General features: G+C 61.8%; 26 protein-coding genes. 15 read left to right on the top strand and 11 right to left on the bottom strand.

Translation table 11 applies throughout. The annotated features are described in order from the left end of the window. Window positions 1-3: 3 nt before the first annotated feature. Window positions 4-1,089 (bottom strand): PA0069 family radical SAM protein, encoded by a 1,086-nt coding sequence (locus tag MWU54_RS13170; RefSeq protein ID WP_247084584.1) that lies wholly within the window; start codon window positions 1,087-1,089, stop codon window positions 4-6. 182 nt (window positions 1,090-1,271) lie between these two features. Here MWU54_RS13170 and MWU54_RS13165 point away from each other — a divergent pair, with 182 nt between their 5' ends. The 3 genes from MWU54_RS13165 (at window position 1,272) to MWU54_RS13155 (ending at window position 2,880) form a co-directional block, all read left to right on the top strand. Beyond that, window positions 1,272-1,976, top strand: a complete 705-nt coding sequence (locus tag MWU54_RS13165; protein WP_247084582.1) for a B12-binding domain-containing protein — start codon at window positions 1,272-1,274, stop codon at window positions 1,974-1,976. Between the two features lie 105 nt (window positions 1,977-2,081). Beyond that, window positions 2,082-2,255 carry a hypothetical protein gene (locus tag MWU54_RS13160; RefSeq protein WP_247084580.1) on the top strand — a complete coding sequence of 58 codons (174 nt, stop codon included), beginning with the start codon at window positions 2,082-2,084 and terminating at the stop codon, window positions 2,253-2,255. After that, window positions 2,239-2,880, top strand: a complete 642-nt coding sequence (locus MWU54_RS13155; RefSeq protein ID WP_247084578.1) for a DUF1638 domain-containing protein — start codon at window positions 2,239-2,241, stop codon at window positions 2,878-2,880. Before MWU54_RS13160 ends, MWU54_RS13155 begins: the two co-directional genes overlap by 17 nt. A 64-nt stretch (window positions 2,881-2,944) precedes the next feature. On the opposite strand, the gene MWU54_RS13150 is transcribed toward MWU54_RS13155, so the two are convergent. After that, complete coding sequence (locus tag MWU54_RS13150; RefSeq protein ID WP_247084576.1) at window positions 2,945-4,693, bottom strand: divergent polysaccharide deacetylase family protein; 1,749 nt, start codon at window positions 4,691-4,693, stop codon at window positions 2,945-2,947. Between the two features lie 150 nt (window positions 4,694-4,843). On the opposite strand from MWU54_RS13150, the gene MWU54_RS13145 reads away from it, so the two are divergent. The 7 genes from MWU54_RS13145 to lexA all read left to right on the top strand — a co-directional run bounded on the left by MWU54_RS13145 (window position 4,844) and on the right by lexA (window position 10,450). Beyond that, window positions 4,844-5,425, top strand: coding sequence for an aminodeoxychorismate/anthranilate synthase component II (locus MWU54_RS13145; protein ID WP_247084574.1), 582 nt, complete (start codon window positions 4,844-4,846; stop codon window positions 5,423-5,425). Continuing rightward, window positions 5,422-6,438, top strand: coding sequence for an anthranilate phosphoribosyltransferase (gene trpD / locus MWU54_RS13140; RefSeq protein ID WP_247084572.1), 1,017 nt, complete (start codon window positions 5,422-5,424; stop codon window positions 6,436-6,438). The genes MWU54_RS13145 and trpD overlap by 4 nt, the downstream gene beginning before the upstream one ends. A 142-nt stretch (window positions 6,439-6,580) precedes the next feature. Then, window positions 6,581-7,228 carry a uracil-DNA glycosylase gene (locus tag MWU54_RS13135; protein WP_247084570.1) on the top strand — a complete coding sequence of 216 codons (648 nt, stop codon included), beginning with the start codon at window positions 6,581-6,583 and terminating at the stop codon, window positions 7,226-7,228. Beyond that, complete coding sequence (trpC, locus tag MWU54_RS13130) at window positions 7,225-8,028, top strand: indole-3-glycerol phosphate synthase TrpC (protein ID WP_247084568.1); 804 nt, start codon at window positions 7,225-7,227, stop codon at window positions 8,026-8,028. Before MWU54_RS13135 ends, trpC begins: the two co-directional genes overlap by 4 nt. Beyond that, window positions 8,025-8,501 carry a cyclic pyranopterin monophosphate synthase MoaC gene (gene moaC / locus MWU54_RS13125; RefSeq protein WP_247084566.1) on the top strand — a complete coding sequence of 159 codons (477 nt, stop codon included), beginning with the start codon at window positions 8,025-8,027 and terminating at the stop codon, window positions 8,499-8,501. Before trpC ends, moaC begins: the two co-directional genes overlap by 4 nt. Further along, the gene (gene glp, locus MWU54_RS13120; protein ID WP_247084564.1) at window positions 8,498-9,667 is read left to right on the top strand and encodes a gephyrin-like molybdotransferase Glp; all 1,170 of its coding nucleotides are present in this window, start codon (window positions 8,498-8,500) and stop codon (window positions 9,665-9,667) included. Before moaC ends, glp begins: the two co-directional genes overlap by 4 nt. A gap of 84 nt (window positions 9,668-9,751) precedes the next feature. Continuing rightward, window positions 9,752-10,450, top strand: a complete 699-nt coding sequence (lexA, locus tag MWU54_RS13115) for a transcriptional repressor LexA (protein WP_247084561.1) — start codon at window positions 9,752-9,754, stop codon at window positions 10,448-10,450. Here the strand turns inward: lexA and MWU54_RS13110 are convergent. Beyond that, complete coding sequence (locus MWU54_RS13110; protein ID WP_247084560.1) at window positions 10,444-12,474, bottom strand: ComEC/Rec2 family competence protein; 2,031 nt, start codon at window positions 12,472-12,474, stop codon at window positions 10,444-10,446. The two genes, lexA and MWU54_RS13110, sit on opposite strands and share 7 nt — an antisense overlap. Before the next feature lie 77 nt (window positions 12,475-12,551). Here MWU54_RS13110 and gltX point away from each other — a divergent pair, with 77 nt between their 5' ends. From gltX to MWU54_RS13095, 3 genes are all read left to right on the top strand, one after another. Continuing rightward, a complete protein-coding gene (gene gltX / locus MWU54_RS13105; RefSeq protein WP_247084558.1) occupies window positions 12,552-13,964 on the top strand; it encodes a glutamate--tRNA ligase in 1,413 nt (470 codons plus the stop codon). A gap of 81 nt (window positions 13,965-14,045) precedes the next feature. Next, the gene (locus MWU54_RS13100; protein WP_247084556.1) at window positions 14,046-15,341 is read left to right on the top strand and encodes a citrate synthase; all 1,296 of its coding nucleotides are present in this window, start codon (window positions 14,046-14,048) and stop codon (window positions 15,339-15,341) included. A 57-nt stretch (window positions 15,342-15,398) separates the two neighbouring features. After that, on the top strand, window positions 15,399-15,905 hold the full coding sequence (locus tag MWU54_RS13095) for a GNAT family N-acetyltransferase (RefSeq protein ID WP_281496107.1): 507 nt from the start codon (window positions 15,399-15,401) through the stop codon (window positions 15,903-15,905). 5 nt (window positions 15,906-15,910) lie between these two features. Here the strand turns inward: MWU54_RS13095 and MWU54_RS13090 are convergent, their stop codons facing one another. From MWU54_RS13090 to MWU54_RS13070, 5 genes are all read right to left on the bottom strand, one after another. After that, on the bottom strand, window positions 15,911-16,687 hold the full coding sequence (locus MWU54_RS13090; protein ID WP_247084552.1) for an enoyl-CoA hydratase-related protein: 777 nt from the start codon (window positions 16,685-16,687) through the stop codon (window positions 15,911-15,913). A gap of 89 nt (window positions 16,688-16,776) precedes the next feature. Continuing rightward, window positions 16,777-17,256 (bottom strand): cytochrome c-type biogenesis protein, encoded by a 480-nt coding sequence (locus MWU54_RS13085; RefSeq protein ID WP_247084550.1) that lies wholly within the window; start codon window positions 17,254-17,256, stop codon window positions 16,777-16,779. After that, window positions 17,253-19,220: a heme lyase CcmF/NrfE family subunit gene (locus MWU54_RS13080; protein WP_247084548.1), complete on the bottom strand. Its 1,968-nt coding sequence runs from the start codon at window positions 19,218-19,220 to the stop codon at window positions 17,253-17,255. The genes MWU54_RS13085 and MWU54_RS13080 overlap by 4 nt, the downstream gene beginning before the upstream one ends. A gap of 84 nt (window positions 19,221-19,304) precedes the next feature. Next, window positions 19,305-19,847 (bottom strand): holin family protein, encoded by a 543-nt coding sequence (locus tag MWU54_RS13075; protein ID WP_247084546.1) that lies wholly within the window; start codon window positions 19,845-19,847, stop codon window positions 19,305-19,307. Further along, complete coding sequence (locus tag MWU54_RS13070) at window positions 19,838-20,461, bottom strand: holin-associated N-acetylmuramidase (protein ID WP_247084544.1); 624 nt, start codon at window positions 20,459-20,461, stop codon at window positions 19,838-19,840. Before MWU54_RS13070 ends, MWU54_RS13075 begins: the two co-directional genes overlap by 10 nt. 103 nt (window positions 20,462-20,564) lie before the next feature. Here MWU54_RS13070 and MWU54_RS13065 point away from each other — a divergent pair, with 103 nt between their 5' ends. Together MWU54_RS13065 and MWU54_RS13060 are read left to right on the top strand one after the other, a co-directional pair. After that, complete coding sequence (locus MWU54_RS13065; protein ID WP_247084542.1) at window positions 20,565-20,999, top strand: cupin domain-containing protein; 435 nt, start codon at window positions 20,565-20,567, stop codon at window positions 20,997-20,999. A 12-nt stretch (window positions 21,000-21,011) separates the two neighbouring features. Next, window positions 21,012-21,500 carry a thioesterase family protein gene (locus MWU54_RS13060; protein ID WP_247084540.1) on the top strand — a complete coding sequence of 163 codons (489 nt, stop codon included), beginning with the start codon at window positions 21,012-21,014 and terminating at the stop codon, window positions 21,498-21,500. Here MWU54_RS13060 and pgi read toward each other — a convergent pair. The 3 genes from pgi to zwf are packed head-to-tail and all read right to left on the bottom strand — an operon-like array spanning window position 21,491 to window position 25,207. After that, window positions 21,491-23,074 (bottom strand): glucose-6-phosphate isomerase, encoded by a 1,584-nt coding sequence (pgi, locus tag MWU54_RS13055; protein WP_247084538.1) that lies wholly within the window; start codon window positions 23,072-23,074, stop codon window positions 21,491-21,493. The genes MWU54_RS13060 and pgi overlap by 10 nt on opposite strands. Before the next feature lie 4 nt (window positions 23,075-23,078). Further along, the gene (gene pgl, locus MWU54_RS13050; protein WP_247084536.1) at window positions 23,079-23,756 is read right to left on the bottom strand and encodes a 6-phosphogluconolactonase; all 678 of its coding nucleotides are present in this window, start codon (window positions 23,754-23,756) and stop codon (window positions 23,079-23,081) included. After that, window positions 23,753-25,207 carry a glucose-6-phosphate dehydrogenase gene (gene zwf / locus MWU54_RS13045; protein ID WP_247084534.1) on the bottom strand — a complete coding sequence of 485 codons (1,455 nt, stop codon included), beginning with the start codon at window positions 25,205-25,207 and terminating at the stop codon, window positions 23,753-23,755. The genes pgl and zwf overlap by 4 nt, the downstream gene beginning before the upstream one ends. Window positions 25,208-25,334 lie beyond the last annotated feature (127 nt).

Here is a 25,334-nt window from a genome sequence, read left to right as displayed (position 1 = left end):
CGGTCAGAACAATGTCAGTTGATCCCCGGTCTGCGGCGGCGGTCGAAAACTTGTGCACTCGAGATCGGGAAGCTGGGCATCCAGCCCCAGCCGCTTGCGGGCTTTGGTGAACCGCTGCGCGATCAATTGGGCAAAAGCCCCCTCCCCGCGCACACGTTTGAAAAACTGCGCGTCATACACCTTGCCGCCATGCATCTCTTTCAGCTTGGACATCACCCGCGCTTTGCGGTTCGGGTAGTGTTCGTCCATCCACGCCTCCCACAGGGGCGCCACTTCCAGCGGCAGGCGCAGCATCGCCCATGTCGCGGCCACCGCACCGGCGTCTTTCGCAGACGTCAGGATCGTTTCAATCTCGGAATCGGTCAGCCCCGGAATGATCGGCGACACCATCACCCGCACCGGGATGCCTGCCCCTGACAAACGTTGGATCGTGGCCAGACGCCGCTTTGGGCTGGGCACGCGCGGCTCCATCCGGCGGTTCAGATCGGCGTCCAGGGTGGTCAGGGTGATGCCGACACGCACAAGGTTCCGCGCCGCCATGTCAGACATGATGTCGATGTCGCGTTCGATCAGCGTGCCTTTGGTGGCAATCACAACCGGGTGCCGAAAATCACGCAGCACCTTAAGACAGGCGCGCATGATCGCGCGATCCCGTTCAATGGGCTGATACGGATCGGTGTTGGTGCCAATCGCAATCGGGGCCACGGCATAGCGTTTGGCCCGCAACTCTTTGGCCAGAAGCGCCGGGGCATCGGGCCGCGCCACAAGTTTGGTTTCGAAATCCAGCCCCGGCGACAGCCCCAGCCACGCATGGGTGGGCCGGGCAAAGCAATAGATGCACCCGTGTTCGCAACCGCGATAGGGGTTGATCGTCCGGTCAAAGGACAGATCGGGGGATGAGATGTAGTTGATCAGGCTTCGGGGGCGCTCTTCGCTCACTTCGGTCCGTAGGGCCGACATGTCTTCGGGCATGTCCCATCCATCTGACACATCCACACGGCGCGTTGCTTCATAGCGCCCGGTGTCCCGGCTTGCGGCCCCCCGTCCCTTGCGGCGGTCTGGCGAAACGTAGCGGTCTGACTCTGTCATCCAATCGAATTAGAACAAAATAAGAACAAACACAAGAATCTGTCGCAACGGGGGGTATAGACCGTCGCATGCGTCGGTTGCGTCTGCGCGCATGTCGGATTTCACCAAGTCGATGCAACATAAAACCCCGAATAGTCAGGAAAACACCCTTGGCGGCACCGCCAGCGTCTGGAGATACGTGAATGGCTGACGAAGAAGACGACATCATCCTGTCAGAACTGAATGACGACGAACTTGTCGAACAGATGTTCGATGACCTCTATGACGGTCTAAAGGAAGAGATCGAAGAGGCGGTGCACATCCTGCTGGATCGCGGATGGCAGCCCTACGATATCCTGACCAAAGCGCTGGTCGGCGGTATGACCATCGTGGGCCATGACTTCCGCGACGGCATCCTGTTTGTGCCCGAAGTGCTGCTGGCGGCGAATGCGATGAAGGGCGGGATGTTCATCCTCAAGCCATTACTGGCCGAAACCGGTGCGCCGCGTGTCGGCAAGATGGTCATTGGCACCGTCAAGGGCGACATCCACGACATCGGCAAGAACCTTGTGTCGATGATGATGGAAGGCGCAGGTTTCGAGGTTGTGGATCTGGGCATCAACAACCCGGTTGAAAACTACCTGGACGCCATCGCCACCGAAGAGCCGGACATCCTGGGTATGTCGGCGCTGCTCACCACCACCATGCCCTACATGAAGGTGGTGATCGACACGATGGTCGAGAAAGGCATGCGCGACGACTATATCGTCCTGGTCGGAGGTGCGCCGCTCAACGAAGAGTTCGGCAAGGCCATCGGCGCAGATGCCTATTGCCGGGATGCGGCTGTGGCGGTGGAAACCGCCAAGACCTTTGTTGCGCGCAAGCACAATCAGCTTGCCGCCGGTTAACGCAGGGTCAATTTGTGGATTCTACAGCTTTTTCGGCCTCGCCTGTCGGCGAGGCCTTTTCTTATGAACGAATCTGTCCCATATTTTCAGGACAAGGAGTTCAACATGCCAGTGACCACCTTCGTGTCTATGATACTCGCCGTGATCGCGGCATCGGGAATGACCGTCTGGGCCATGGCCGAATTCGGGGTCTTGAAAGTGCTTCCCGCTTTGATCGCCGTGGGGCTTCTGGTCCGGTGGGGCCTGACGCATGTGCCCGGCGATGACGAGCCTGCCTGACGACACCACGCTGACCGACATTGGATTGCAGGCACGCGGCACAGGCCGTCTGCTGGTGATTGCCTGCGGCGCGCTTGCGCGGGAAGTTCTGGCGCTGCGGGATCAAAACGGGTGGGATCATCTGGACCTGACCTGTCTTCCGGCCATTCTTCACAACCACCCGGACCGCATCGACACCGCCGTGCGGGAGGCGGTTGCGAAACACCGCGACACGTACAAGGACATCTTTGTAGCCTACGGCGATTGCGGCACCGGCGGCGCGCTTGAAGCCACCTGCCGCGACCTGAAGGTTGAGATGATCGCGGGGCCGCATTGCTACAGCTTTTTCGAAGGCAACGATACATTTGCCGCTCGCGATGAAATCACCGCCTTTTACCTGACCGACTTTCTGGTCCGTCAATTCGACGCCTTTGTCTGGAAACCGCTCGGGCTGGACCGCCATCCAGACCTGCGCGACATGTATTTCGCGCATTACGAGAAACTGGTGTATCAGGCACAGACCGATGACCCCGCTCTGACCGCAACCGCCAAAGCCTGCGCCGACCGATTGGGGCTGGCCTTTGAGCGGCGTTTCACCGGTTACGGCGATCTTGCCACGCATCTAGCGGGATGGGCCAAAGGCTGACCCAAGCGTGATCGGTGGATGTTCCGACGACGGAGCATTTCGGACGCGTCGCCGCGTCCGCCGCCTAGCCCTGCGGGGCCATCAGAATGGTCGAGACCGGCACCATCGACACGCTTGAGGCCCTGTCCTGCAACGACCACAGCAAAAGCGCCGACACGGTGTCCGGTGTCAGACGCCCCAACATCACCGCCGCGCCGTCCTGCCGGGCGCGGAACGCCGCCCCGTCCAAGAACCGGCGTTTGGTGCGGGCATCCTGCCCGTCCCCGTCAAAGTCGCGCAGGATGCTGGTTGACGGCACATCGGCGCGCTGCGCAATCGCCTGCGCGGTGTTCAGCCCGTTGGGTAGAAAAACCAGACCGTGACCGCTGTCCGCGGCGAAGCTGGTCGCCTGTTCGGTGCTGCTGCGCGCGCTTTGCAGCCCGCCGCCCGGCGCTTCGATCAGGGCCACGGTTTCCGGCAGCATCGCAATAGCTCCGGCAAGAATCTGTTCGACATCGGTGGGCTGGGCCGCCTCTGGCACATCCACCAGCGTGGCCACCTCGTACCCCAGGGCGCGGTAGGCCGCCATGCGTTGCGCGGATTCAGGGTTTCCGGGATCAAGCGCGAAGGTGACCGGGAACGGGAAGTTATCAAGCGACTCCGGTCCCAACGGGCCTGTGCCATCGTCGATCAGGACGATGGCCATTTTCGGCAGGGCGGGATCGCTTGCCGATGACGCAGCATAGCGTTCCAGCGCCGGGCGGGTGTCCGTCGCGCTGGGGGTCTCTGCGGTGTCCTGCGGGTCTGGCGCAGCGGTTGCGCCAATGGTCGGCAAGCGGGCGGATCCGCTGTCGCGGTCGATCAGCGATCCGGCAGGCCGACCGATTGTCGGACGGTTCGCAGCGGCATCGGTTTCTGCCACGTCGGTATCGGGTTCAGGGGTGTCCGGCACCAACACGCGCACGGTGGGACGTGATGGGGCGGGTTCGGCGTCCGGCTCGGCTGGGGCTTGCGCATCGGGCGCTTCGGCGTCAGCGGGCGCATCCGCTTCCGGTTCCAGCGCACTGTCGGCGGCTGGCACAGGCGGGGCCGGAGGTTGCGCAGGCTCCGTCGAAATGCTGAGCCCGGTTTCACCGTCCGGTACGGTCAGCGATGGCGCAGAGGCCGCATCCGGCGCGGTGTCAGAGCCAGACGGGCCGGAGATCTCGGGGGCAGCCCCGGTGGAAGGCGCATCGAGTGCCGCCACGACATCCCCCGTTTCAGGTTTGGGTTTGGGCGCTGCAACCACATCATCAGGCGCCGTGTCATCGGTTGCTGTGGGTGTGTCCAGCACCGGTGTGGTGGTGTCAGCGGTGACATCATCAACAGCCGTGGGACGGCGCGCAGGCTCGGACGTGCCTTGCGCGACGGGAGCTGTCTCGGCGGTGGCTGTTTCGGTGGGGCTGGTGTCGGTTGGGGCTTCCTCCGGTTCCACCGGCGCTTCTGCCGCCTCCCCGGTCTGCACCTCTGCCATTTCGGCGGTCTCGGGTGCTGTGTCAGCCTCACCGGCGTCTGTCTCGGCAACAGAAGTCGGCGCTTCACTCTCGCTGACCTCCTCGGTCTCGGCAGGATCATCCGTTGCTGTGTCAGGTGACTGCGCCTCGCCCCCCTCTGCCTCGGTCGGGTCGACCTGAGCGTCGGCCTCCTGCTGCGCTTGTCGGGTCAGGTCGCGCACTGCCTCGGCAAGGCTGTCACGTTGATCGACCTGGTCGGTGTCCAGTACAGACAGCGTGCCCAACGCCCCCACGGACAACACCGTGCCCCAGATCGCCCCTGACAGAAACCCTCGTGCCATGCTCTTTGCCCTCGCCTTGCCCTCTTCCGCACACCCGACATCTGCATGTGTCGGTTAACCCATCCGCGCCCTTGACGCGCCTTGGTCTGCCTGCGCATGTATATCGCGATTGACCCCTACCCCGCCAGCCCCGTCAGAGAAGAAACACCCATGCTGCTGCTCATCGATAACTACGACAGCTTTACCTATAATCTTGTCCACTACCTTGGCGAACTGGAAACCGAGGTCAAAGTAGTGCGAAACGACGCCGTCACGGTCGAAGAGGCCATGGCCATGGCCCCTTCCGGGATCCTGTTGTCCCCCGGGCCGTGTGATCCGGATCAGGCCGGGATCTGCCTGGCTCTGACCAAGGCCGCCGCGGATCAAAAGATGCCCCTGATGGGGGTCTGCCTGGGCCATCAGACCATCGGTCAGGCGTTCGGCGGCAACGTGGTGCGGCATTCGGAAATTGTACACGGCAAGATGGGCCAGATGCAGCATGACAGCACCGGCGTCTTTGCCGGGCTGCCATCACCCTTCGAGGCCACGCGGTATCATTCGCTGGTGGTCGACCGGGACAGCCTGCCTGAATGCCTGAAGATCAACGCGTGGCTGGAGGATGGCACGATCATGGGGTTGCGCCACCGGGACCTGCCAATCCACGGCGTGCAGTTTCACCCCGAATCCATTGCCTCGGAGCACGGTCACGCGCTGCTCCGGAACTTTGTTAACGAACTGAAGGTGCCGGCATGAGCGATGCAATGAAACCCCTGATCTATGCGGCGTCGGAGGGACCGTTAAGCCGGTCACAGGCGGAGCAGGCGTTCGAGATCCTGTTCAACGGCGACGCCACCCCGGCGCAGATCGGCGGTTTTCTGATGGCATTGCGTGCGCGCGGCGAAGCGGTGTCGGAATATGCCGCCGCCGCCGCCGTCATGCGCGCCAAATGCACGCCCGTGACCGCCCCCGAGGGCGCGATGGACATTGTCGGCACCGGGGGCGACGGCATGGGCACGCTGAACATCTCGACCGCGACGGCCTTCGTGGTGGCCGGGGCTGGCGTGCCCGTGGCCAAACATGGCAACCGCAACCTGTCCTCGAAATCCGGGGCGGCAGATGCGTTGGGTGAGATGGGGATCAACGTGATGGTCGGCCCCGAGGTGGTCGAGCGCGGTCTGGCCGAAGCCGGGATCGGGTTCATGATGGCCCCGATGCACCACCCGGCGATGAAACATGTGATGCCGGTGCGACAGGAGTTGGGATCGAAAACAATCTTCAACATCCTTGGCCCGCTCACCAACCCTGCCGGGGTGAAGCGTCAGCTGACCGGGGCCTTTGCCATCGACCTGATTTTCCCGATGGCCGAGACGCTGAAGGAACTGGGATCGGAAAAGGCCTGGCTGGTGCATGGCGGCGACGGCACGGACGAAATCTCGATTTCCGAACCAACGCAGGTGGCGGTGCTGGATCAGGGCAAGATCACCGGGATCGAAGTGCACCCCGAGGATGCCAGCCTGCCGGCCCATCCGTTCCGCGATATTCTGGGGGGCACACCGTCTGAAAATGCGCAGGCGTTCCGGGCCGTGATGGACGGGGCCAAGAACGCTTATCGTGATGCTGTCTTGTTGAACGCGGCAGCGGCGCTGATCGTGGCAGACAAGGTCAGCACCCTGAAAGACGGGGCCGCGATGGCCGCCGAGAGCATCGACAGCGGCGCCGCCAAGGCGCGGGTCGAGGCGCTGGCGCGGATCACCCAAGCCGCGTGAGACGCGTTTTGGGAAGCGCGCGGACGCGGCGTCGACGCCGCGTTGCATGTCCATTGACGGACATTGGGGGCGCTGCCCCCGCGCCTTTGGCGCTCCCCCGAGGTATTTTGGAAACAGAGATGTTGCAGGCTGGGTGCGGGTGATGACGCGGGTTCCTGATGCCTGGGCGCATCTGCCGTTTTTCGCCGAGGCGTTCCCGGGGATCGAGGACGCGCTTCTGGCAGAGGATCGGGAGGTTCTGCCGCCTGCGGACCGGGTCTTTGCCGCGTTGGAGGCCTGTGCCCCTGCCGATGTGCGGGTGGTGATCCTTGGACAGGACCCCTACCCGACACCAGGCCATGCGCAGGGGTTTGCCTTTTCCGTGGCTCCGGACGTCACGCCGTTGCCACGCTCTTTGGGGAATATTTTCAAGGAGTTGCGCGCGGATCTGGGGGATGTGCCGCCCAATGGCGACCTGCGGTTCTGGGCCGATCAGGGGGTGTTGTTGCTGAACGATGTACTGACCGTGCCCGCCGGGGAGGCCCGTGGGCATCGGCGTTTGGGCTGGCAAACGCTGGTGCCTCAGGTGCTGGACGATCTGTCCGACCGACCCCGCGCGTTTGTCCTGTGGGGAAATGATGCGCGCGCCCATGCGCCGCGTCTGGCCGGGCACGGGCATCTGGTGGTGCAAAGCGCGCATCCCTCGCCCCTGTCGGCCCGGCGCGGGTTTTTCGGCTCCCGCCCCTTTTCCACCGTGAACGCTTGGCTTACAGATCAGGGCCAACCCGCGATCAACTGGACAACACCATGAGCCCCACCATTCTTGACAAGATCAAGGCCTACAAGCTGGACGAAGTTGCCGCCGACAAGGCCAAGACGCCCTATGCAGAGGTCGAAGCCGCCGCCAAGGCCGCCTCGGCTGTACGCCCGTTCGGCGCGGCCTTGAAGGCTGCGCAGACAGACGGTTATGGATTGATTGCCGAGATCAAGAAAGCTTCACCCTCCAAGGGGTTGATCCGCGCGGATTTCGATCCCGCAGCTTTGGCCCGGGCCTATGAGGCGGGGGGTGCGACCTGTCTGTCGGTTCTGACCGACACCCCCAGTTTTCAGGGCGCGAAAGAGTTTCTGGTGGCCGCGCGCGGCGCAACCACCCTGCCCGCGCTGCGCAAGGATTTCATGTATGACGTCTACCAAGTGGCCGAAGCCCGCAGCCTTGGGGCCGATTGCATTCTGATCATCATGGCCAGCGTCAGCGACGCACAGGCGGCAGAACTGGAAGCGGCAGCGTTTGACTGGGGGATGGATGCTTTGATCGAGGTGCATGGCCGCGCGGAACTGGACCGAGCGCTGAAGCTGACATCGCCGCTGATTGGCATCAACAACCGCAATCTCAACACATTCGAAACCACGCTTGAAACCACGCGGGAGCTGTCGCGCCATGTCCCGGCGGACCGGATGCTGATTTCAGAATCCGGTCTGTTCACACCCGCCGATCTGGCCGATATGGCCTCCTGCGGGGCGCGCAGTTTCCTGATCGGAGAAAGTCTGATGCGACAAGAGGATGTCACCCAAGCAACGCGCAGCCTGTTGGTCGATCCGGTGGCGGCATGAGCGGCCTGACCCATTTCGACGCCAAGGGCGACGCCCATATGGTGGACGTGTCGGACAAGGCTGTGACCTCACGCGTGGCGGTGGCCGAAGGCTATGTCCGGATGGCGCAGGAGACGTTTGAGATCATCACCGAAGGCCGTGCCAAGAAAGGCGACGTGATTGGTGTGGCGCGATTGGCGGGGATCATGGGCGCGAAGAAAACGCCGGAGCTGATCCCGCTGTGCCATCCCCTGCCTATCACCAAGGTCGCCGTGGAACTGACCCCTGAGCCGGACCTGCCGGGCCTGCGGGTGGAAGCGACGGTCAAGACCACAGGGCAGACCGGGGTTGAAATGGAAGCGCTGACCGCCGTGTCGACCGCCGCGCTGACCGTCTATGACATGGCCAAAGCCGTGGACAAGGCGATGGAGATCACCGGCATTCGCGTGATCCTCAAGGATGGCGGCAAATCCGGACGCTTTGAGGCGTCATGATTTCGGTCGCCGAGGCGCTGGAGCATCTGTTCGGGCTGGCGACTCCGCTCGGGTCCGAGACCGTGCCGCTGCTTGAGGCGCATGGGCGTGTGCTGGTCGAAGATGTGGCGGCCACCCGCGACCAGCCGCCGTTTGATGGTTCGGCCATGGATGGCTATGCGGTGCGCGACGCCGCCCCCGGTCTGACATTGACGGTGGTGGGCGAAGCCGCTGCGGGGCACGGGTTTGACGGAACGGTTGGCGATGGCGAGGCGGTTCGGATCTTTACCGGCGCGCCGGTGCCAAAAGGGGCGACTCGGATCGTCATTCAGGAAGACGTCACCCGCGACGGTGACGAGGTCACCCTTGGCGACAGGCTGGAGGACAATCCCTATATCCGTCCGGCAGGTGGCGATTTCCGGGTTGGGGACCGTATCACCGCCGGGCGCGTTCTGGGGCCGAATGACATTGCCCTGATGGCCGCAATGAACATCGCCGAAGTGCCGGTCACACGGCGTCCGGTTGTGGCGCTGATTTCGACCGGGGATGAATTGGTCATGCCCGGTGAAACGCCCGGACCGGACCAGATCATTGCCTCGAACACGATGGGCCTGCACGCACTGATGCGCGATCTGGGAGCGGTGCCACGCCTGTTGCCGATTGCGCGGGACAATGAGGCGTCGTTGAAAACCGCCTTTGATCTGGCGGCGGGCGCGGATTTGATCATCACCATCGGGGGTGCCTCGGTGGGGGACCATGATGTCGTGGCCAACCTTGCGCCGCAGCTTGGCTTTGACCAGACGTTCTACAAAGTGGCGATGCGCCCCGGCAAACCGCTGATGGCGGGGCGGTTTGGTACGGCGATGATGATCGGACTGCCGGGAAACCCAGTTTCGGCCATGGTATGCGGACATGTGTTTATCGCGCCCGTGGTGCGCGCCCTTCTGGGGCTTGCGGCAGAACCTGCCCCCCGTCGCAGCGCAGCGCTGGCCAAGGAATTGCCCGCCAACGGGACCCGCGAACACTACATGCGGGCGAGGTTCGACCATGGCGGGCTGGTTGCGTTCGGGTCGCAGGACAGCTCTTTGCTCAGCATTCTGGGCCAGGCGGATGCGCTCATTGTCCGGCCTCCGAACGACGCTGCACGCGCCGCTGGCGACCGTGTTGAGTACCTGCCGATCCGCTAAATCTGGTGGATCATTGTGATTCTTGACACAAAACAAGAACATCCGTAGAACAAAAGGCGAGGATCACGCGAGCGGAGGCAGAACATGCTGACGAAAAAACAATTGGACTTGCTGGAATTTATAAACAAACGGGTGGCCCGCGACGGGGTGCCGCCCAGTTTTGACGAGATGAAAGAGGCGCTGGATCTGCGCTCAAAATCGGGCATTCACCGCCTGATCACCGCGCTGGAGGAGCGTGGCTTTATCCGGCGACTGGCGCACCGGGCGCGCGCGATCGAGATCGTGAAACTGCCCGACACGCTTGCCGCCAAACAGCCCGGGTTCCGGCCTGTGGTGATTGACGGGGATGTACCGGACGCACCTACCCCGTCAGATGCGATGCCGGTGCAGACAGCGGATGCGGTGGATCTGGACCTGATGGGCCGGATTGCCGCCGGGGTTCCCATTCAGGAAATCAACGATGTGCCGCCCCGGGTCACCGTTCCCGGTGCCATGCTGAGTGGCAGCGGCAAGCATTATGCGCTTGAGGTCAAAGGCGATTCGATGATCGACGCCGGGATCAATCATGGCGACGTCGTGGTGATCCGCGAAACCTCAAGCGCGGAAAACGGCGATATCGTTGTGGCGCAGGTCGAAGGGTACGAGGCAACGCTCAAGCGGTTCAAACGCAAAGGCGAAAGCATCATCCTTGAAGCGGCAAACCCGGCCTATGAGCCGCGCATTCTTCCAGTGGGGGATGTGAAGGTTCAGGGCCGTTTGGTGGGGCTGATCCGTACCTACTGACCTTGCCGGACGGTTTTGTCATTCCAAAGGCGCGCGCCCGCACGGTCGCGCGCTTTTTCGATCCGGTAGGCCCCGCTTGCGTCGATTGAGATCGCAAGGCTTCCGGTGGATTTGAAGTCTTTGCGCTGCAGGATCAGGCAGTTGGCATTGGCAACGGTCGGCAAATCCGCACTGGCGATGATCACGTCGCCGGTGTCACATCCGTCAAACCCCGCCGCTGCGCGTTTGCCATGCAGGTGGTGAATGTTCACCGACGCACGGCCAGGCCAAAGCGCGGCGGCGGTTTCCTGATCCGCCCCCTGCCCGTCATTTTCAAGCCAGACACCGGCGACAAAGCCTGTGCCTTTGGGCCGCGACAGGGCGCGCCCTTCGGGCGTCATAACCCCTACCAGCGTTCCGCCCTCTGCCACGAGGATCTGCGGCCGGTCGGCCTGCGACCAAAGCCAAAACGCACAAAGAATCGGAGCAAACCCAAGCCAGCTTGCGCGACCACGCCAGATCACCACGCCCAACGCGCCAAGCGCGATCAGCGGCAAGACACTGGGCTGCGGCGTGACCACGGGGCGGACCGCGCCGTCCCAATCGGCAACGCTTTGGGCCACGTAGAGAATCCAATCCACCCCCCACCCCATCGGAACAAGGCCAATCACCTCAAGCCCGACCGGCATCAGGCAAATGGCGGTCACCGCAGACGGAATCACCAAAAGCCCCATCAGCGGGACCGTCGCCAGGTTGGCCAGTAGGCCGTATTGCGCGACCTGATTGAAATGCGCCATCGCAAAAGGTGCGGTAGCCGCCCCCGCGATGGCCGATGACAGCGCTACGGACGCGATGCCACGCAGGACACGGTGCCGTGGCAGGCGCGTTGCACTGTCGCGCAGCGCCCCGAACACCGCGACAAGGGCGGTTGTTGCCGCAAAGGACATCTGAAATCCGGGACCCAGCACCGCTTCGGGATGCATCGCCAGAATAATGATGGCCGCCAGCGCCACGGCGCGCAGCGAAATGGCGCGGCGGTTGCACATGACCGCAACAAGCATCACGGACACCATCACAAACGCCCGCTCGGTCGCGACATTGGCCCCGGACAGCGCCAGATAGAACGCCGCGATACACAAGGCCCCAAGCGCTGCGATTTTCTTGACCGGCCACCGCAACCCGACAGGCGTCAGCAACAGGCCAAGTCGCAGGACAGCAAAGACAAATGCGCTGACCAATCCCATATGCAGGCCCGAGATCGCCAGAAGATGCGCCAGATTGGTGTCGCGCAGCGCTTGCAACACGTCCTGCGGGATGGCGCTGCGATCCCCGGTTACGATGGCGGCGGCAAAGGCCCCGGATGCACCGGTCAACGTGTCCTGAATGCGCGCGGACAGGGCCATACGGGTGCGAAACACCCACTGGCCGCCCGTGGGCGCGTCCCACACCACGAGCGGGACGCGGCTATAGCCGACCGCCCCAAGACGCAGGAACCATGCGTGGCGGCGGAAATCGAAGCCACCCGGTTCAACCGCGCCGCCGGGTGGACCCAGATGGCCGGTTGTCATCACGATCATCCCCGGCTCCGGCACGGCACCCGGGTCTTTTGCGTGCAGCGACAGGCGCACGCGTCTGGGCGTTTCCGTCAAGGGCACATCCCGCAGCCAGACGTGGTCCAGCGTGATGCGCACCGCGTCCGAGGCCGAGCGATCCATCGCCACTACGCGGCCCGTCACCGGCCCGTAATAACGCCAGTCGATGACCGGCCCGGCAACGATATGAGATCGCATCCCGGCAAGGGTGATCCCCAGAAACACCATCGCGCAGGCGCAAAGCAGGGGCGAAAACGCGGATCGGCTGACCGCATACCCACCAAGAAGCAGCGCGCCGATGCACCCGCACAGGATCAGCGCCGTGATGGGCGGCTCAATCAGCAGCGCAAAATACAGGCAAATGCCACAGCCGAGAAACACCGGAACAAAGGGAAACAGGCCACCGCTCTGCGCCAAAAGGAGGTTGGCCATCCCCGACAAGACCCGCGCCATGCTTGCCCCCGTTCAAGGTGCTGGTTAAGAGACCGGTAAGATATCTCCCCTATGGTGAATGAAAGGTAAACGCGCCCATGTCCGGCCAGATCGTCACCCGTTTCGCTCCGTCGCCCACCGGTTTCCTGCATATCGGTGGCGCGCGCACGGCGTTGTTCAACTGGCTGTATGCGCGCGGGCGTGGCGGCAAGTTCCTGCTGCGCATCGAAGACACCGACCGCGCGCGCTCGACCCCCAAAGCCACCGAGGCCATTCTCAAGGGGCTGGACTGGCTTGGGCTCGACCATGATGGCGAGGTGGTCAGCCAATTCGACCGCGCAGACCGTCACGCCGAAGTGGCGCATGAGCTCTTGGCCAAGAGCGCGGCGTATAAGTGTTTCTCGACCCAGGACGAGATTGAAGCCTTCCGCGAAAAGGCTCGCGAAGCGGGAAAGAGCACCCTGTTCCAAAGCCCGTGGCGCGATGCCGATGCAAGCACGCATCCTGACGCGCCATATGTCATTCGCCTGAAGACTCCGCAGGACGGCAATACCGTGATCAAGGATCAGGTGCAGGGCGACGTGACCATCCGCAACGATCAGTTGGACGATATGGTGCTGCTGCGCTCGGACGGGACGCCGGTCTACATGCTGGCGGTGGTGGTCGACGATCACGACATGGGCGTGACACACGTGATCCGAGGCGACGATCATCTGAACAACGCCGCCCGTCAGATGGGGATTTACACCGCGATGGAGTGGGACGTGCCGGTCTGGGCGCATATCCCACTCATTCACGGGCCTGATGGCAAGAAACTGTCCAAACGTCATGGCGCGTTGGGTGTCGAAGAGTATCAGGTCATGGGCTATCCGGCGGCGGGCATGCGCAATTACCTTGCCCGGCTTGGCTGGAGCCACGGCGATGACGAATTCTTTACCGATGATCAGGCAAAAGAGTGGTTCGATCTGACCGGAATCGGCAAGTCGCCCGCGCGGCTTGATTTCAAGAAACTGGAGAATCTGACCGGGCAGCACATTGCCGCCGGGGACGATGCTGCGCTGCTGCATGAACTAAAGTCGTATCTGGCAGCAGCGGACAAACCCGCGCTGAGTGACGCGCAGGAAGATGGGATGGCCCGTGCGATGTATTGCCTCAAGGAGCGGGCCCGAACGTTCCCCGAACTTCTTGAAAAGGCTGAATTTGTTCTCGCGTCTCGGCCGATTTCGCAGGACGAGAAAGCGGCAAAGCAGCTGGATACGGTATCCCGTGGTATACTGCAATCGTTGACGCCGCAGCTGCAAAATGCTAGCTGGACCCGCGACGAGCTTGAAGCCGTCACATCCCGATTTGCAGAAGAGCACGGGACCAAATTTGGTAAGCTGGCGGGCCCGATGCGGGCGGCGCTCGCAGGCCGAGCTGTGACGCCGAGTGTGTTCGATATGATGCTGGTACTGGGGCGCGATGAAACCATTGCGCGTTTGGCGGATGCATCTGCTGACGAGGGCTCCTGACACGTGTTCAGAAGTCGTTCGCAGCTTCAGAATTGTTGGCTTTGAACCCCCGTTCAAAGCATTGAGACGAAGGGACCACGTATGTCTGACACCTCTAAAACTGCGACGCTGACCATTGATGGTGAAACCTATGATCTGCCGATCTATTCACCAACTGCGGGGCCAGACGTCATTGATATTCGCAAACTTTACGGGTCTGCGGGTGTTTTCACTTACGACCCCGGCTTCACGTCGACCGCGGCCTGCGACAGCACCATCACCTTTATCGACGGTGGCAAGGGCGAATTGCTGCACCGGGGGTATCCGATTGATCAACTGGCCAGCAAATCGCACTATCTAGAGGTCTGCTACCTGCTGCTGTACGGCGAATTGCCCTCGGCGAAAGAGCTTGAGCATTTCGAGACGACGATCACCAATCACACGATGATCCACGAGCAGATGCACAACTTCTTCCGTGGGTTCCGCCGCGATGCGCATCCGATGGCCACGATGGTGGGTGTGGTTGGCGCGATGTCCGCCTTCTACCATGACAGCACCGATATTTCCGACGAACGCCAGCGCGAGATCGCGTCGCACCGGTTGATTGCCAAGATGCCCACGATTGCGGCAATGGCGTACAAGTATTCCATTGGTCAGCCATTTGTGTACCCGCGCAACGATCTCGATTACGCGGCGAACTTCCTGCACATGTGTTTCGCCGTCCCGGCCGAGGAATATGTGGTCAACCCGATCATGGCCCGCGCCATGGACCGGATCTTTACCCTGCATGCCGATCACGAACAGAACGCGTCGACATCGACAGTGCGACTGGCGTCGTCCTCCGGGGCCAACCCGTTTGCCTGCATCGCGGCGGGCATCGCCTGTCTTTGGGGTCCGGCGCATGGTGGGGCAAACCAGGCCTGCCTTGAGATGCTCAAGGAAATCGGCACACCGGACCGTATTCCGGAATACATCGCCCGCGCCAAGGACAAGGATGATCCGTTCCGTCTGATGGGCTTTGGCCACCGCGTCTACAAGAACTTCGATCCGCGCGCGACCGTGATGAAGCAGTCTGCGGACGAAATCCTGGACATGCTGGGTGTCGAAGACAACCCGGTCCTTGCGACGGCCAAAGAACTGGAACGCGCCGCGCTGGCCGATCCCTATTTTGCCGAAAAGAAGCTGTTCCCGAATGTCGATTTCTATTCCGGCATCATCCTCGAAGCGATGGGCTTCCCGACCTCCATGTTCACGCCGATCTTTGCGCTCAGCCGGACAGTTGGCTGGATTTCGCAGTGGAAAGAGCAATTGGCAGATCCACAGATGAAGATTGGCCGCCCGCGTCAGCTCTATCAGGGGCCGACGGAACGCGACTACGTGGATATCGAAAAGCGCTGACGCGCCGGACCACGAAACTGTTTGACAATCAGGCCGCCTTCGGGCGGCCTGCTTTGTATGGTTGAACTGAAAACACACCGCCTTTTGCTCCGCGGCCCGAAGATGGGCGACGTTGATGATCTGTTTGCGGTCTATGGCGATCCCGAGGTCATGCGCCATTGGTCCACGCCACCGCATGCGGACAGGCGAGAGACCGAGGCTATGGTCAAGCGCCATATCTCTGCGTCACAGTCCGTTCTGACATACTTCGTGCTGGAACGGGACGGGCATGCCATCGGCTGTGGCGGCGTGCATGAAGGCGACGAGATCGGGTTTATCCTGGGCGCCGCGCATTGGCGGCAAGGAATCATGACCGAAGCGCTTGGGGCCATGATCCCCTACTTCTTCGACGATCTGCACTACCCGCAACTGACGGCAGACGCTGACCCCCGCAACGCCGCGTCAGTCGCGACTTTGCGCAAGGCCGGGTTTGTGCAGACCGGTGAGGCCAAGAACACCTACTTCGTCAATGGTGAATGGTCTGACAGCGTGTATTTCAAACTCACCGCCCCGAAAGCCCCCTGAGCGCATTAACGTCCTTCGTACTGCGCCGGGCGTTTCTCAAGAAACGCGACAACGCCTTCCTTGAAATCGCGCGTCTTGCCGCACTGGCCCTGCAGTTTTGCTTCGAGGGCCAACTGCTCCTCAAGATCATTGTCGAACGATCCCCGGATGGATTGCTTGACGCGCTGGTATGCTGCGGTTGGCCCCTTGGCCAAATGCGCCGCCCGGGATTTCCAGTGCTCTTGAAAACCGGCATCCGGGACGGCTTCCCAGATCATACCCCAGTCATCCGCCTGCTTGGCCGAGATCTTGTCGGCAAACAGCGCCGCGCCCATGGCCTTGGCCAGCCCCATCTGACGCGGCAGGTAATAGGTGCCCCCGGCGTCCGGGATCAGGCCAATACGGGTGAACGCCTGCAAAAAGAACGCCGATTCAGTGGCAATTACGACATCCGCGGCCAGCGCAAGGTTCGCCCCCGCCCCTGCCGCAGCCCCGTTCACCGCCGAAATCGTCGGCACCGGGCAATCAAAGATGGCCCGCAGCATCGGCACGTATTCGTCCCGCAGCGTGCGTTCCAGGTCCAGGTTGGCGGCATTGGCGCGATCACCCAGATCCTGTCCGGAACAAAAGGATCGCCCTTCCCCCGTCAGAACCACCACGCGGGCCGATTTGCCCGCTTCGAGAACCGCATCCGTGATTTCGGCTCGCATCTGGGTATTGAGCGCATTCATCACTTCGGGACGGTTCAGTTTGACCGTGGCGATATCGTCGGTGATGTCAAAGGCGATGGTGTCGTATTGCATGCGCGGGGCACTCCTGAATTCAATCGCGCGCATCAAACACCGAAGCACAGCGATTGGCAAAGCCCAACGCGGCGTCACGAACGCCCGGATTATTCGTTCAGCAACTCTTCCAGCCGCTTCTTTTCGTCGTCTGACAACGCGGCCTCAGTTGGGGCGGCGGCCTTGGACCGCGACCGGATATAGCTTGCGCCAACACCAAGGGCGATCAGGAACAGCGCCGGGCCGGACAGCCAGAGGATCATGTTCCACCCATCAGTGCGCGGTTTCAGCAGCACAAATTCGCCGTACCGTTCGACAAGATAGTCCATCACCTCGTCATCGCTGTCACCTTCGACCAACCGTTCCCGCACGACGATACGCAGTTCGCGGGCAAGAGGCGCGTTTGATTCGTCAATGCTCTCGTTCTGGCACACCAGGCACCGCAGCCCCTTGGACAACTCCCGCGCCCGATCTTCCAGCGCGGGATCTTCCAGCACTTCGTCCGGCTGCACCGCCATCACGGGCACAGCCATCGTGGCCATCATCAGGACCAGCAGCCCCGCCTTGAGCATGGTCAACGCTTTGGTCATTCCGCAGGCACACCTTGCGGAGCGCGGACCTTCTTTTCACCCGCAGCAACCCGGTAGCGCCGATCCGACAGCGACAGGAAACCGCCAAGCGCCATCAGGATGGACCCCGCCCAGATCCAGTTCGCTAGCGGCTTGATATAGGTCCGGATGACCCAGCCGCCATCCGCCTGCTCATCCCCGATCACCACGTAGATGTCGCGCAGGAACCGGTAATCAATCGCCGCTTCGGTGGTTGGCATTTGTGCTACCGGATAGTCGCGTTTTTCAGGCTGCAGGAACGCAATCTGTTCGCCATCACGGCGCACGATCACGTCACCCATGGTCGAATAGTAGTTCGGGCCGCGCACGTCATTCACGCCCATCAGTTCCAGTTCAAAGCTGCCCACGGTAAAGGGTTCCCCCACCTTGGCCACGCGGATGTCTTCTTCCTGCCAGGCCATCAGCCCGGCAATACCCACCATGGTGACGCCCAAACCGATATGCGCAGTGGCCTTGCCCCAATCCGCCCGCGGAAGCCGCCACAGCCGCGACAGGTCACGCTTTTGACCTGTGCGGTTCAGCAGATCGATGACCGCCCCGGCCAGCAACCAAACGCCAAGGAACATTCCCACCGGGCCCAGCAGGCTCTTGCCGGTTTGCATGGTCCAGAACAGCCCAAGGATCAGAACACCAAGGATAAACGCAGGAACCAGCTGCCGGATCGTCCGCCCCACCTTGGCGCGCTTCCAGCTGAGCATCGACCCAATCGGCAATAACAGGCCCAGCAAAACCATGAACGGCGTAAACGCCATGTTAAAGAACGGCGCCCCAACGCTGAGCTTGGTGTCAAAGAACATTTCCGCCACGACGGGCCACATGGTGCCAACGAAGACCACGAAACAACTGACCGCCAGTAACACGTTATTGGCCACGATGGCACTTTCGCGGCTGGCGACACCAAAGATGCCCTTGGCCTCCATCACGCTGGCCCGCCAGGCAAACAACGTCAGCGCGCCACCGGTGAAGAACACCATGATCATCAGGATAAACACGCCACGTTCCGGATCATTCGCAAAGGCATGAACCGATGTCAGAAGGCCGGACCGGACGATAAATGTCCCGATCAGAGAGAACCCAAAGGCAAGGATCGCCAACAAAATCGTCCAGCTTTTCAACGCCTCGCGTTTTTCCACCACGATGGCAGAGTGCAAAAGCGCTGCCGCCAAGAGCCATGGCATGAAGGACGCGTTTTCCACCGGATCCCAGAACCAGAACCCACCCCAGCCAAGTTCGTAATACGCCCACCACGACCCCAGCGCGATGCCGATGGTCAGGAAGGTCCACGCAGCCAATGTCCACGGGCGCACCCAACGGCCCCACGCGGCATCGACACGCCCTTCGATCAGGGCAGCAACGGCAAAGCTGAAGCAGATGCTCAGGCCCACATAGCCCAGATAAAGAAACGGCGGATGGAAGGCCAAGCCCGGGTCTTGAAGCAGCGGGTTCAGGTCCTGCCCGTCAAACGGCGGCACCGCAAGGCGCAGGAACGGGTTGGAGGTAAAGAGGATAAAGGCAAAGAACGCGACAGCCACGGCCGATTGCACCGCCAGCACGCGGGCGCGCAATGTTGGGGGCAGACCCTTGCCGAACCACGCCGCCATCGCGCCGAACAGGGTCAGGATCAGCACCCAAAGCAACATGGATCCTTCGTGATTGCCCCAGACACCGCTGATTTTATACAGCATCGGCTTGGCCGAATGACTGTTGAGCCACACCAGCCGAAGCGAGAAGTCGGAGATCACAAACGCATAGGTCAGCGCTGCAAAACTGAAGGCCGTCAGCAGGAACTGCACCGTCGCCGCAGGTTCGGCCACGGCCATCCATCCCGGCCAGCGTTTATGCGCCCCGACAAGCGGGACAATGGATTGCACGATCGCGACAAGAAACGCGAGGATGAGGGCGAAGTGACCAAGCTCTGTAACCATGTCGATCAGTATAGGCGTCGCAGGTCTGGCGACCAATAACATTTGGCTTGGATATCGGTTCACATTGTCGCAACGACCGCAGGGCTATCCGTCGCGACGACGCGCCGCCCACTCATCAAGTGCGGCATTGCCTTCGGTCTGAACCGTGGCGGGTTCGGGGGTTGACGTTTCAACCGTCTCGATCTGGCGCAACACCTCCGGCAGCGCGGCACCCATCCGGGCCGTCAGATCGCGCTGGAAATCCTGCCCTTTGGCCTGATGCCGGGCACCGAAGTAAAAGCTGACAATCGCTCCCAGCAACCACCACAAGGGCTCTGGCACAAGGGCAATGCCCGCCATGCGCGCCGCAAACCAGACAGGATCAACCATCGCCGCCACGAACAGGCCCAGCGTGCCCAGCGCCAACGCCGGACGGGGCACCCGGTTCAGACCGTCCATGAATCGGTCAAACCCCCCGCGCCGGGAAGTCAGAAACTCGATCCCGAACTGCCGCAGCGCCGCGCTGTGCAATCCGTGATCACGTTCCGCCTGCGCCTCGGCATTGGGGCGGAACACCTCTGCTGTTTCCTTGATCGCGTTGCGGCCCGAGCCGAAGACCAGGGAAAACACCTGTTCAATCAATCCCATGCTGCTGTCCTTTGTTCGAATGCCACTTGGCTCATGTGATATCGGCGGGCGATGAAGCTTTCCGCACGGGTGATCCAGCCCCCCTTGCCGCCAGCCCGCGTGCGGGCATATTTGCGATTGCTCGGGCGGCGGTCTGCCAGCGCAAAGTAATAGGTCCGCCGTTCAATCCCGTAGGCGTCAACAAGATGATCCGGCGCTGCGGCCATGGCCCGCGCCGTTGCCGCAATCGTTTTGGGACCGATGATGCCATCGACCCGCACGACAAATCCCATCTTGATCAACAGACGTTGCAGGATCGTGACCGCGTTGCGCCCCGCATTGACATACATGTCAAAAACCGTGGCGTGCAGATCGACCGGAAGTTCGGAAATCCGCGGGCGGGTGAAATAATGCTCGACAAAAATGTCGGTCGCCTGCGCTGCGGTCAGGCGGCGCACATCCGCAGATGTCACAGCGCCATCGCCCGTCAGATCCAGCCCCAACCGGCGCATCGTGTGAATCGTCACGCCATAGTTGGTGGCCCCGCCCCGATCATCGGGGTCATTCACATATCCCCCTTCGCGGCGCACGATGTCCTGTGCGATCTGCCGCACGCTCTGGTCCGACCGTCCCATGTCCACCTCCGATTGCCCTGCTGGCCAAACACTGCAAAGCTGGCCTTAACGAAGACCCAACGGCGCGGGCGTTGCGCGACGCACAAACAGGCAGGTATATGAAATGACATTACAATCCGCCGGTGACATCATCCGGCATCTCGATCTGAAACCGCATCCCGAAGGTGGGCATTACCGTCAGACATGGAGCGCCGACGGTCCAGGCCGACCCGCTGGCACCTGCATCTATTTCCTGCTGTGCGCCGGGGAACACAGCCATTGGCACCGCGTCGATGCTGCCGAGATCTGGCACTACTACGCAGGCGCACCATTGATCTTGTCACTGGCCGCCTCAGCGACTGGCCCGGCAACAGATCAGGAATTGGGACCCAACATCTTTGCCGGACAATCGCCGCAGATCATCGTTCCAAGCCACCACTGGCAGGCGGCACGGTCAACGGGCGATTGGACGCTGGTGGGCTGCACGGTGAGCCCAGCGTTTCAATTCGAAGGGTTCGAGTTGGCACCGCCAGGGTTTGACATTCCCCGCGCGGATTGACACCCATGCGCCATGACACAGATCCCCTACCTCACGCCGCTCTCTGACGCGGAACAACGCGCCGCCGGCTTGCCAGAGATCTGGCCGCTGGCCCTCGCCGACCGCGTTCGGTTTTCCGAGCTTGACCCGCTGAACCACGTCAACAACGTGGCCTACCTGATTTGGTTCGAAACCGCGCGGGTGAGTTACTTCAAGCAAATCAACCTGTCCGCCTACAAGAACGCGGCCGTTGAACCACGCATCGTCATCCGGCATGGCGAAATGGAGTGGTTGCAGGAAATGCGCGCGGACGAGGATTACGTCATCGTCTCCAAGACAATCGCCTATCGGAACACCAGCTTCACCATGCACCAGGAAATCTGGTCAGGCGGCACCAAGCGCGCCGCCTTCACCTGTGTAATCGTGTTGTTGCAACCCGATGGCTCTGGCCGTTTCCCGTTGCCCGAGCCGTTGAAGGCACATTTTCACACTGTCGACGGCGTGCCCGTCGCTCAGGAATAACGCTTCACATAGGCCAGCAGGCCTTGGGTGCTAGGGTCCTTGCCATCCGCCGGTGCATCACCGCTGACAAGCGGCCCAAGCGATGTCGCCAGCTCCTTGCCAAGCTCAACACCCCATTGATCGAAGGAATTGATCCCCAGGATCACCCCTTCGACAAACACCCGGTGTTCATAGAGCGCAATGATCTGGCCCAGCACCTCGGGCGTGACTTTCGGCACCATCAGCGTTGTGGACGGACGGTTGCCCGGGAACACCCGATGGCGGGCCTGCCGGTCCAGTTCGTCACCCGTCAGCCCCTTGGCCGCCATGATTACCCGCGCCTCGTCCAGCGACCGCCCCCGCATCAGCGCTTCGGATTGCGCCAGACAATTGGCGATCAAAAGCTCGTGGTGATGTCGCAGATCGCTCTCATGCCCTTCGGCGGCCACGATAAATTCGCACGGCACAACGCGCGTGCCCTGATGGATCAACTGGTAAAACGCGTGCTGGCCGTTGGTGCCGGGTTCCCCCCAGACCACCGGCCCGGAATTGACCGGCAAGGCCGTGCCGTCCATCGCAACCGACTTGCCGTTCGATTCCATTTCAAGCTGTTGCAGATAGGCGGGCAAGCGCGACAGCCGGTTGTCATAAGGCAGCACCGCTCGGGTGGCGTGACCTAGCCCCTGATTGTGCCAGATGCCCACCAGTGCCAACAGCACCGGCATGTTTTCATACAGGTCTGCGGACTGGAAATTCCGATCCATGGCCTGACCGCCGCGCAGGAAGGCTTTGAAGCCCTCCGCCCCGATGGCGATCATCAGCGACAGGCCAATCGGACCCCACATCGAATAACGCCCGCCGACCCAGTCTTCGAACCCAAGCACACGTTCGGACGGGATCCCCCACTCCGCCGCCGCGTCTGCATTGGACGACAGCGCGATAAAGCGCCCGTCTGTGGACACCCCGTTGTCCTGCAACCACGCCCGCGCGGTGCGCGCGTTGGTCATGGTTTCAATGGTGGTAAAGGTCTTGGACGCCACGATGAACAACGTCTTTTCCGGATCACATCCGCGCAACGTATCCGCGATATCCGCAGCATCCACGTTCGATACGAAATGGCAGCGCGGCCCGTCGCAATAGGGGGCCAAAGCCAGATACGCCATCGCAGGGCCAAGGTCCGACCCACCGATCCCGATATTCACCACATCGGTCACGTCAGAGGCACGCACCTCGCCCGCCAGCGTCTCCATCCGCGCCAGCGTGTCCAGCACATCGGGCATCACGTCCTGACCGTCCACAAGAACAGCATCGCCATCCAGATTGCGCAGCGCGGTGTGCAACACGGCGCGATCTTCGGTTTCGTTGATCCGCGCGCCTGCAAACATCGCATCGCGCCGTTCGGCGACACCTGCGTCTTTTGCAAGGCCAAGCAGCACCTCCAGCGACGCCGCATCAATCTGGGTTTTGGAATAGTCGAACAGCATGTCAAATGCTGCCAGGCTGAATGTCTCTGCGCGATCTGGGTCTGCCTGGAACAGGTCCATGATCGAACGGGTTGTGGCGGCCTCAGCCGCGGTTTTCAGGTCTGTCCACATGTCTTTACTCCGCCCAATGCACAATTGCGCCGCTGATCACGGCTTTGATTGGCGCATCTTCCGGCGGCAGATGCATGGCCTGCTCCAACGCGATGCGTTTGTCCGTGCCGTAGATCAAAACGTGCTTGCGGATCGCCTCGTTCAAGACACGCGCGCTCAGCGTGATGCGCGGCTCGGGCGCGCCGGGCGCGCGCATTGGCACAAGGATCGGGGCATCCGGTGCCAAGGCAGTGGTCAACTGATCTGCCCCCGGGAAAATCGACGCGGTATGCATGTCCGCGCCCATCCCCAGCAGCACCACCGCCAAGGGAAGTTCGTTGGCAATCTGCGCTTCGATCTCGGCCAGCACCTCTTCGGGTTCATGGGCGGGCACGTAAAGCGGCAGCAACCGCGCGTCGGCGGCCCGGTTCACCAGCAGCCGCTCACGGATCAGCCGCGTATTGGACCGTTCGCTGTCTTCGGGCACCCAGCGTTCATCGGTCAGCATCACATCCACGCGCGACCAATCCAGATCAGCCGCGCACAGGTCGTCAAAGACAGGTCCCGGAGACGTGCCGCCCGGTACCGCCAGAACCACACGCTCTTCATGCCGCAGGATGCTGCGCAGATCACCAGCCAGCTTGTTGGCCAGATCAATCGCCAGCATTTCCCGGTCGGGATAGGATTGGAAGTCGTAACTCATGCCTTGATCTCCCGCCACTTGCGTCCGTCCCGGTGCATCAGCATCAATGCATCTTCGGGGCCAGAGCTTCCGGCGTCATAGACCTTGGGCACATCATTGCGCGTCTGCCAGCCTTCGATCAAGGGATCGGTCCACGCCCAGGCGGCCTCGACCTCGTCACCGCGCATGAACAGCGTCTGGTTGCCCCGGATCACGTCCATGATCAGTCGCTCATACGCATCCGGCGCTTCTTCGGCATCCGGCCCCAACGCATCGGCAAAGCTCATGTCCAAAGGCACATCCAAAAGGCGCATCCCGCCCGGACCCGGTTCCTTGATTGTCACATCCAGCGTCATGCCTTCATTGGGCTGCAAGCGGATGGCCAGCACGTTGCGATGCCGTCCCGCATCCGCGCCAAAGATCGAATGGGGCGCATCCTTGAACACCACCGCAATCTCGGACGCACGCGCCTTGAGCCGCTTGCCGGTGCGCAGGTAAAACGGCGTGCCCGCCCAGCGCCAGTTCGAGATATGGCACTTCATCGCCACAAAACTCTCGGTCCGCGATTTGGGGTTTTCGACATCGTCGCGGTAACCCGGTTCATCCTCTGTCGCCGCGTATTGCCCACGCACGATATGGTGCCAGTCCACCGGCTCCAGCGCGCGGATCACCTTGAGCTTTTCATCCCGTACTGCGTCCGGATCAAACTTTGCCGGTGGCTCCATCGCGATCAGGCACAACAGCTGCATCAAATGGTTCTGAACCATGTCCCGCATCGCGCCGGACTTGTCGTAATACCCGCCGCGCCCCCCGACACCCACGGTTTCCGCCACCGTGATCTGGATGTGATCGACATATTGCGAATTCCACAAAGGCTCGAACAGCATATTGCCAAACCGGACGGCCATCAGGTTCTGCACGGTTTCTTTGCCCAGATAATGGTCGATCCGGTATATCTGGGTTTCATCAAAATGCTCGGCCAGTGTGGCGTTCAGCGCCTTGGCGGTTTCCAGATCGTGACCAAAGGGTTTTTCAACCACGATGCGGCTGTCCGGCGTGGCCAGCCCAAACCGATGCAACCGTTCCGCCAGGTGCCCGAAGAGCGACGGCCCAACCGAAAAGTAGAACGCCCGCACATGCCCATCACGCATCTTGCCGTTCAGCGTTTCCCAGCCGCCGTCTCCCATGGCGTCCGTGGTGACGTAGTGGATGGTGTTCAGAAACGCGTCCAGCGTGCCGCTTTCACAGTCGCGCCCACCGCCAAATTCCCCAACCGCGTCGGCCACCACTTTCCGGTACCCGGCATCGTCCATGTCAGAGCGCGCCGCGCCGATGATCTGTGATCCTTCGGGCATCTGACCGGCACAGAACCGTCGGAACAACCCCGGCAGGATCTTGCGACGGGCCAGATCGCCGGTTCCGCCAAAGATAACCAGGTCAAAGGGCTCAACGGGAATAACGCGGGACACCATAGGGAAGGCCTTCCGATTCTAATTCGTTTGGCGCTTTGTTAGCGCTAACGCAGATAATGTAAACTGATTTCGCACCTGAAGGCCCCAGACTACCATGCCTGTGTTGCCGTGCAATTGCGTTGCACGT

Origin of the sequence: Marivita sp. S6314, assembly GCF_023015985.1 — a bacterium.
Lineage (GTDB): Bacteria > Pseudomonadota > Alphaproteobacteria > Rhodobacterales > Rhodobacteraceae > Marivita.
Note: the sequence above shows the minus strand (reverse complement) of the source record. Positions and strands in the feature narration are given on the sequence as shown.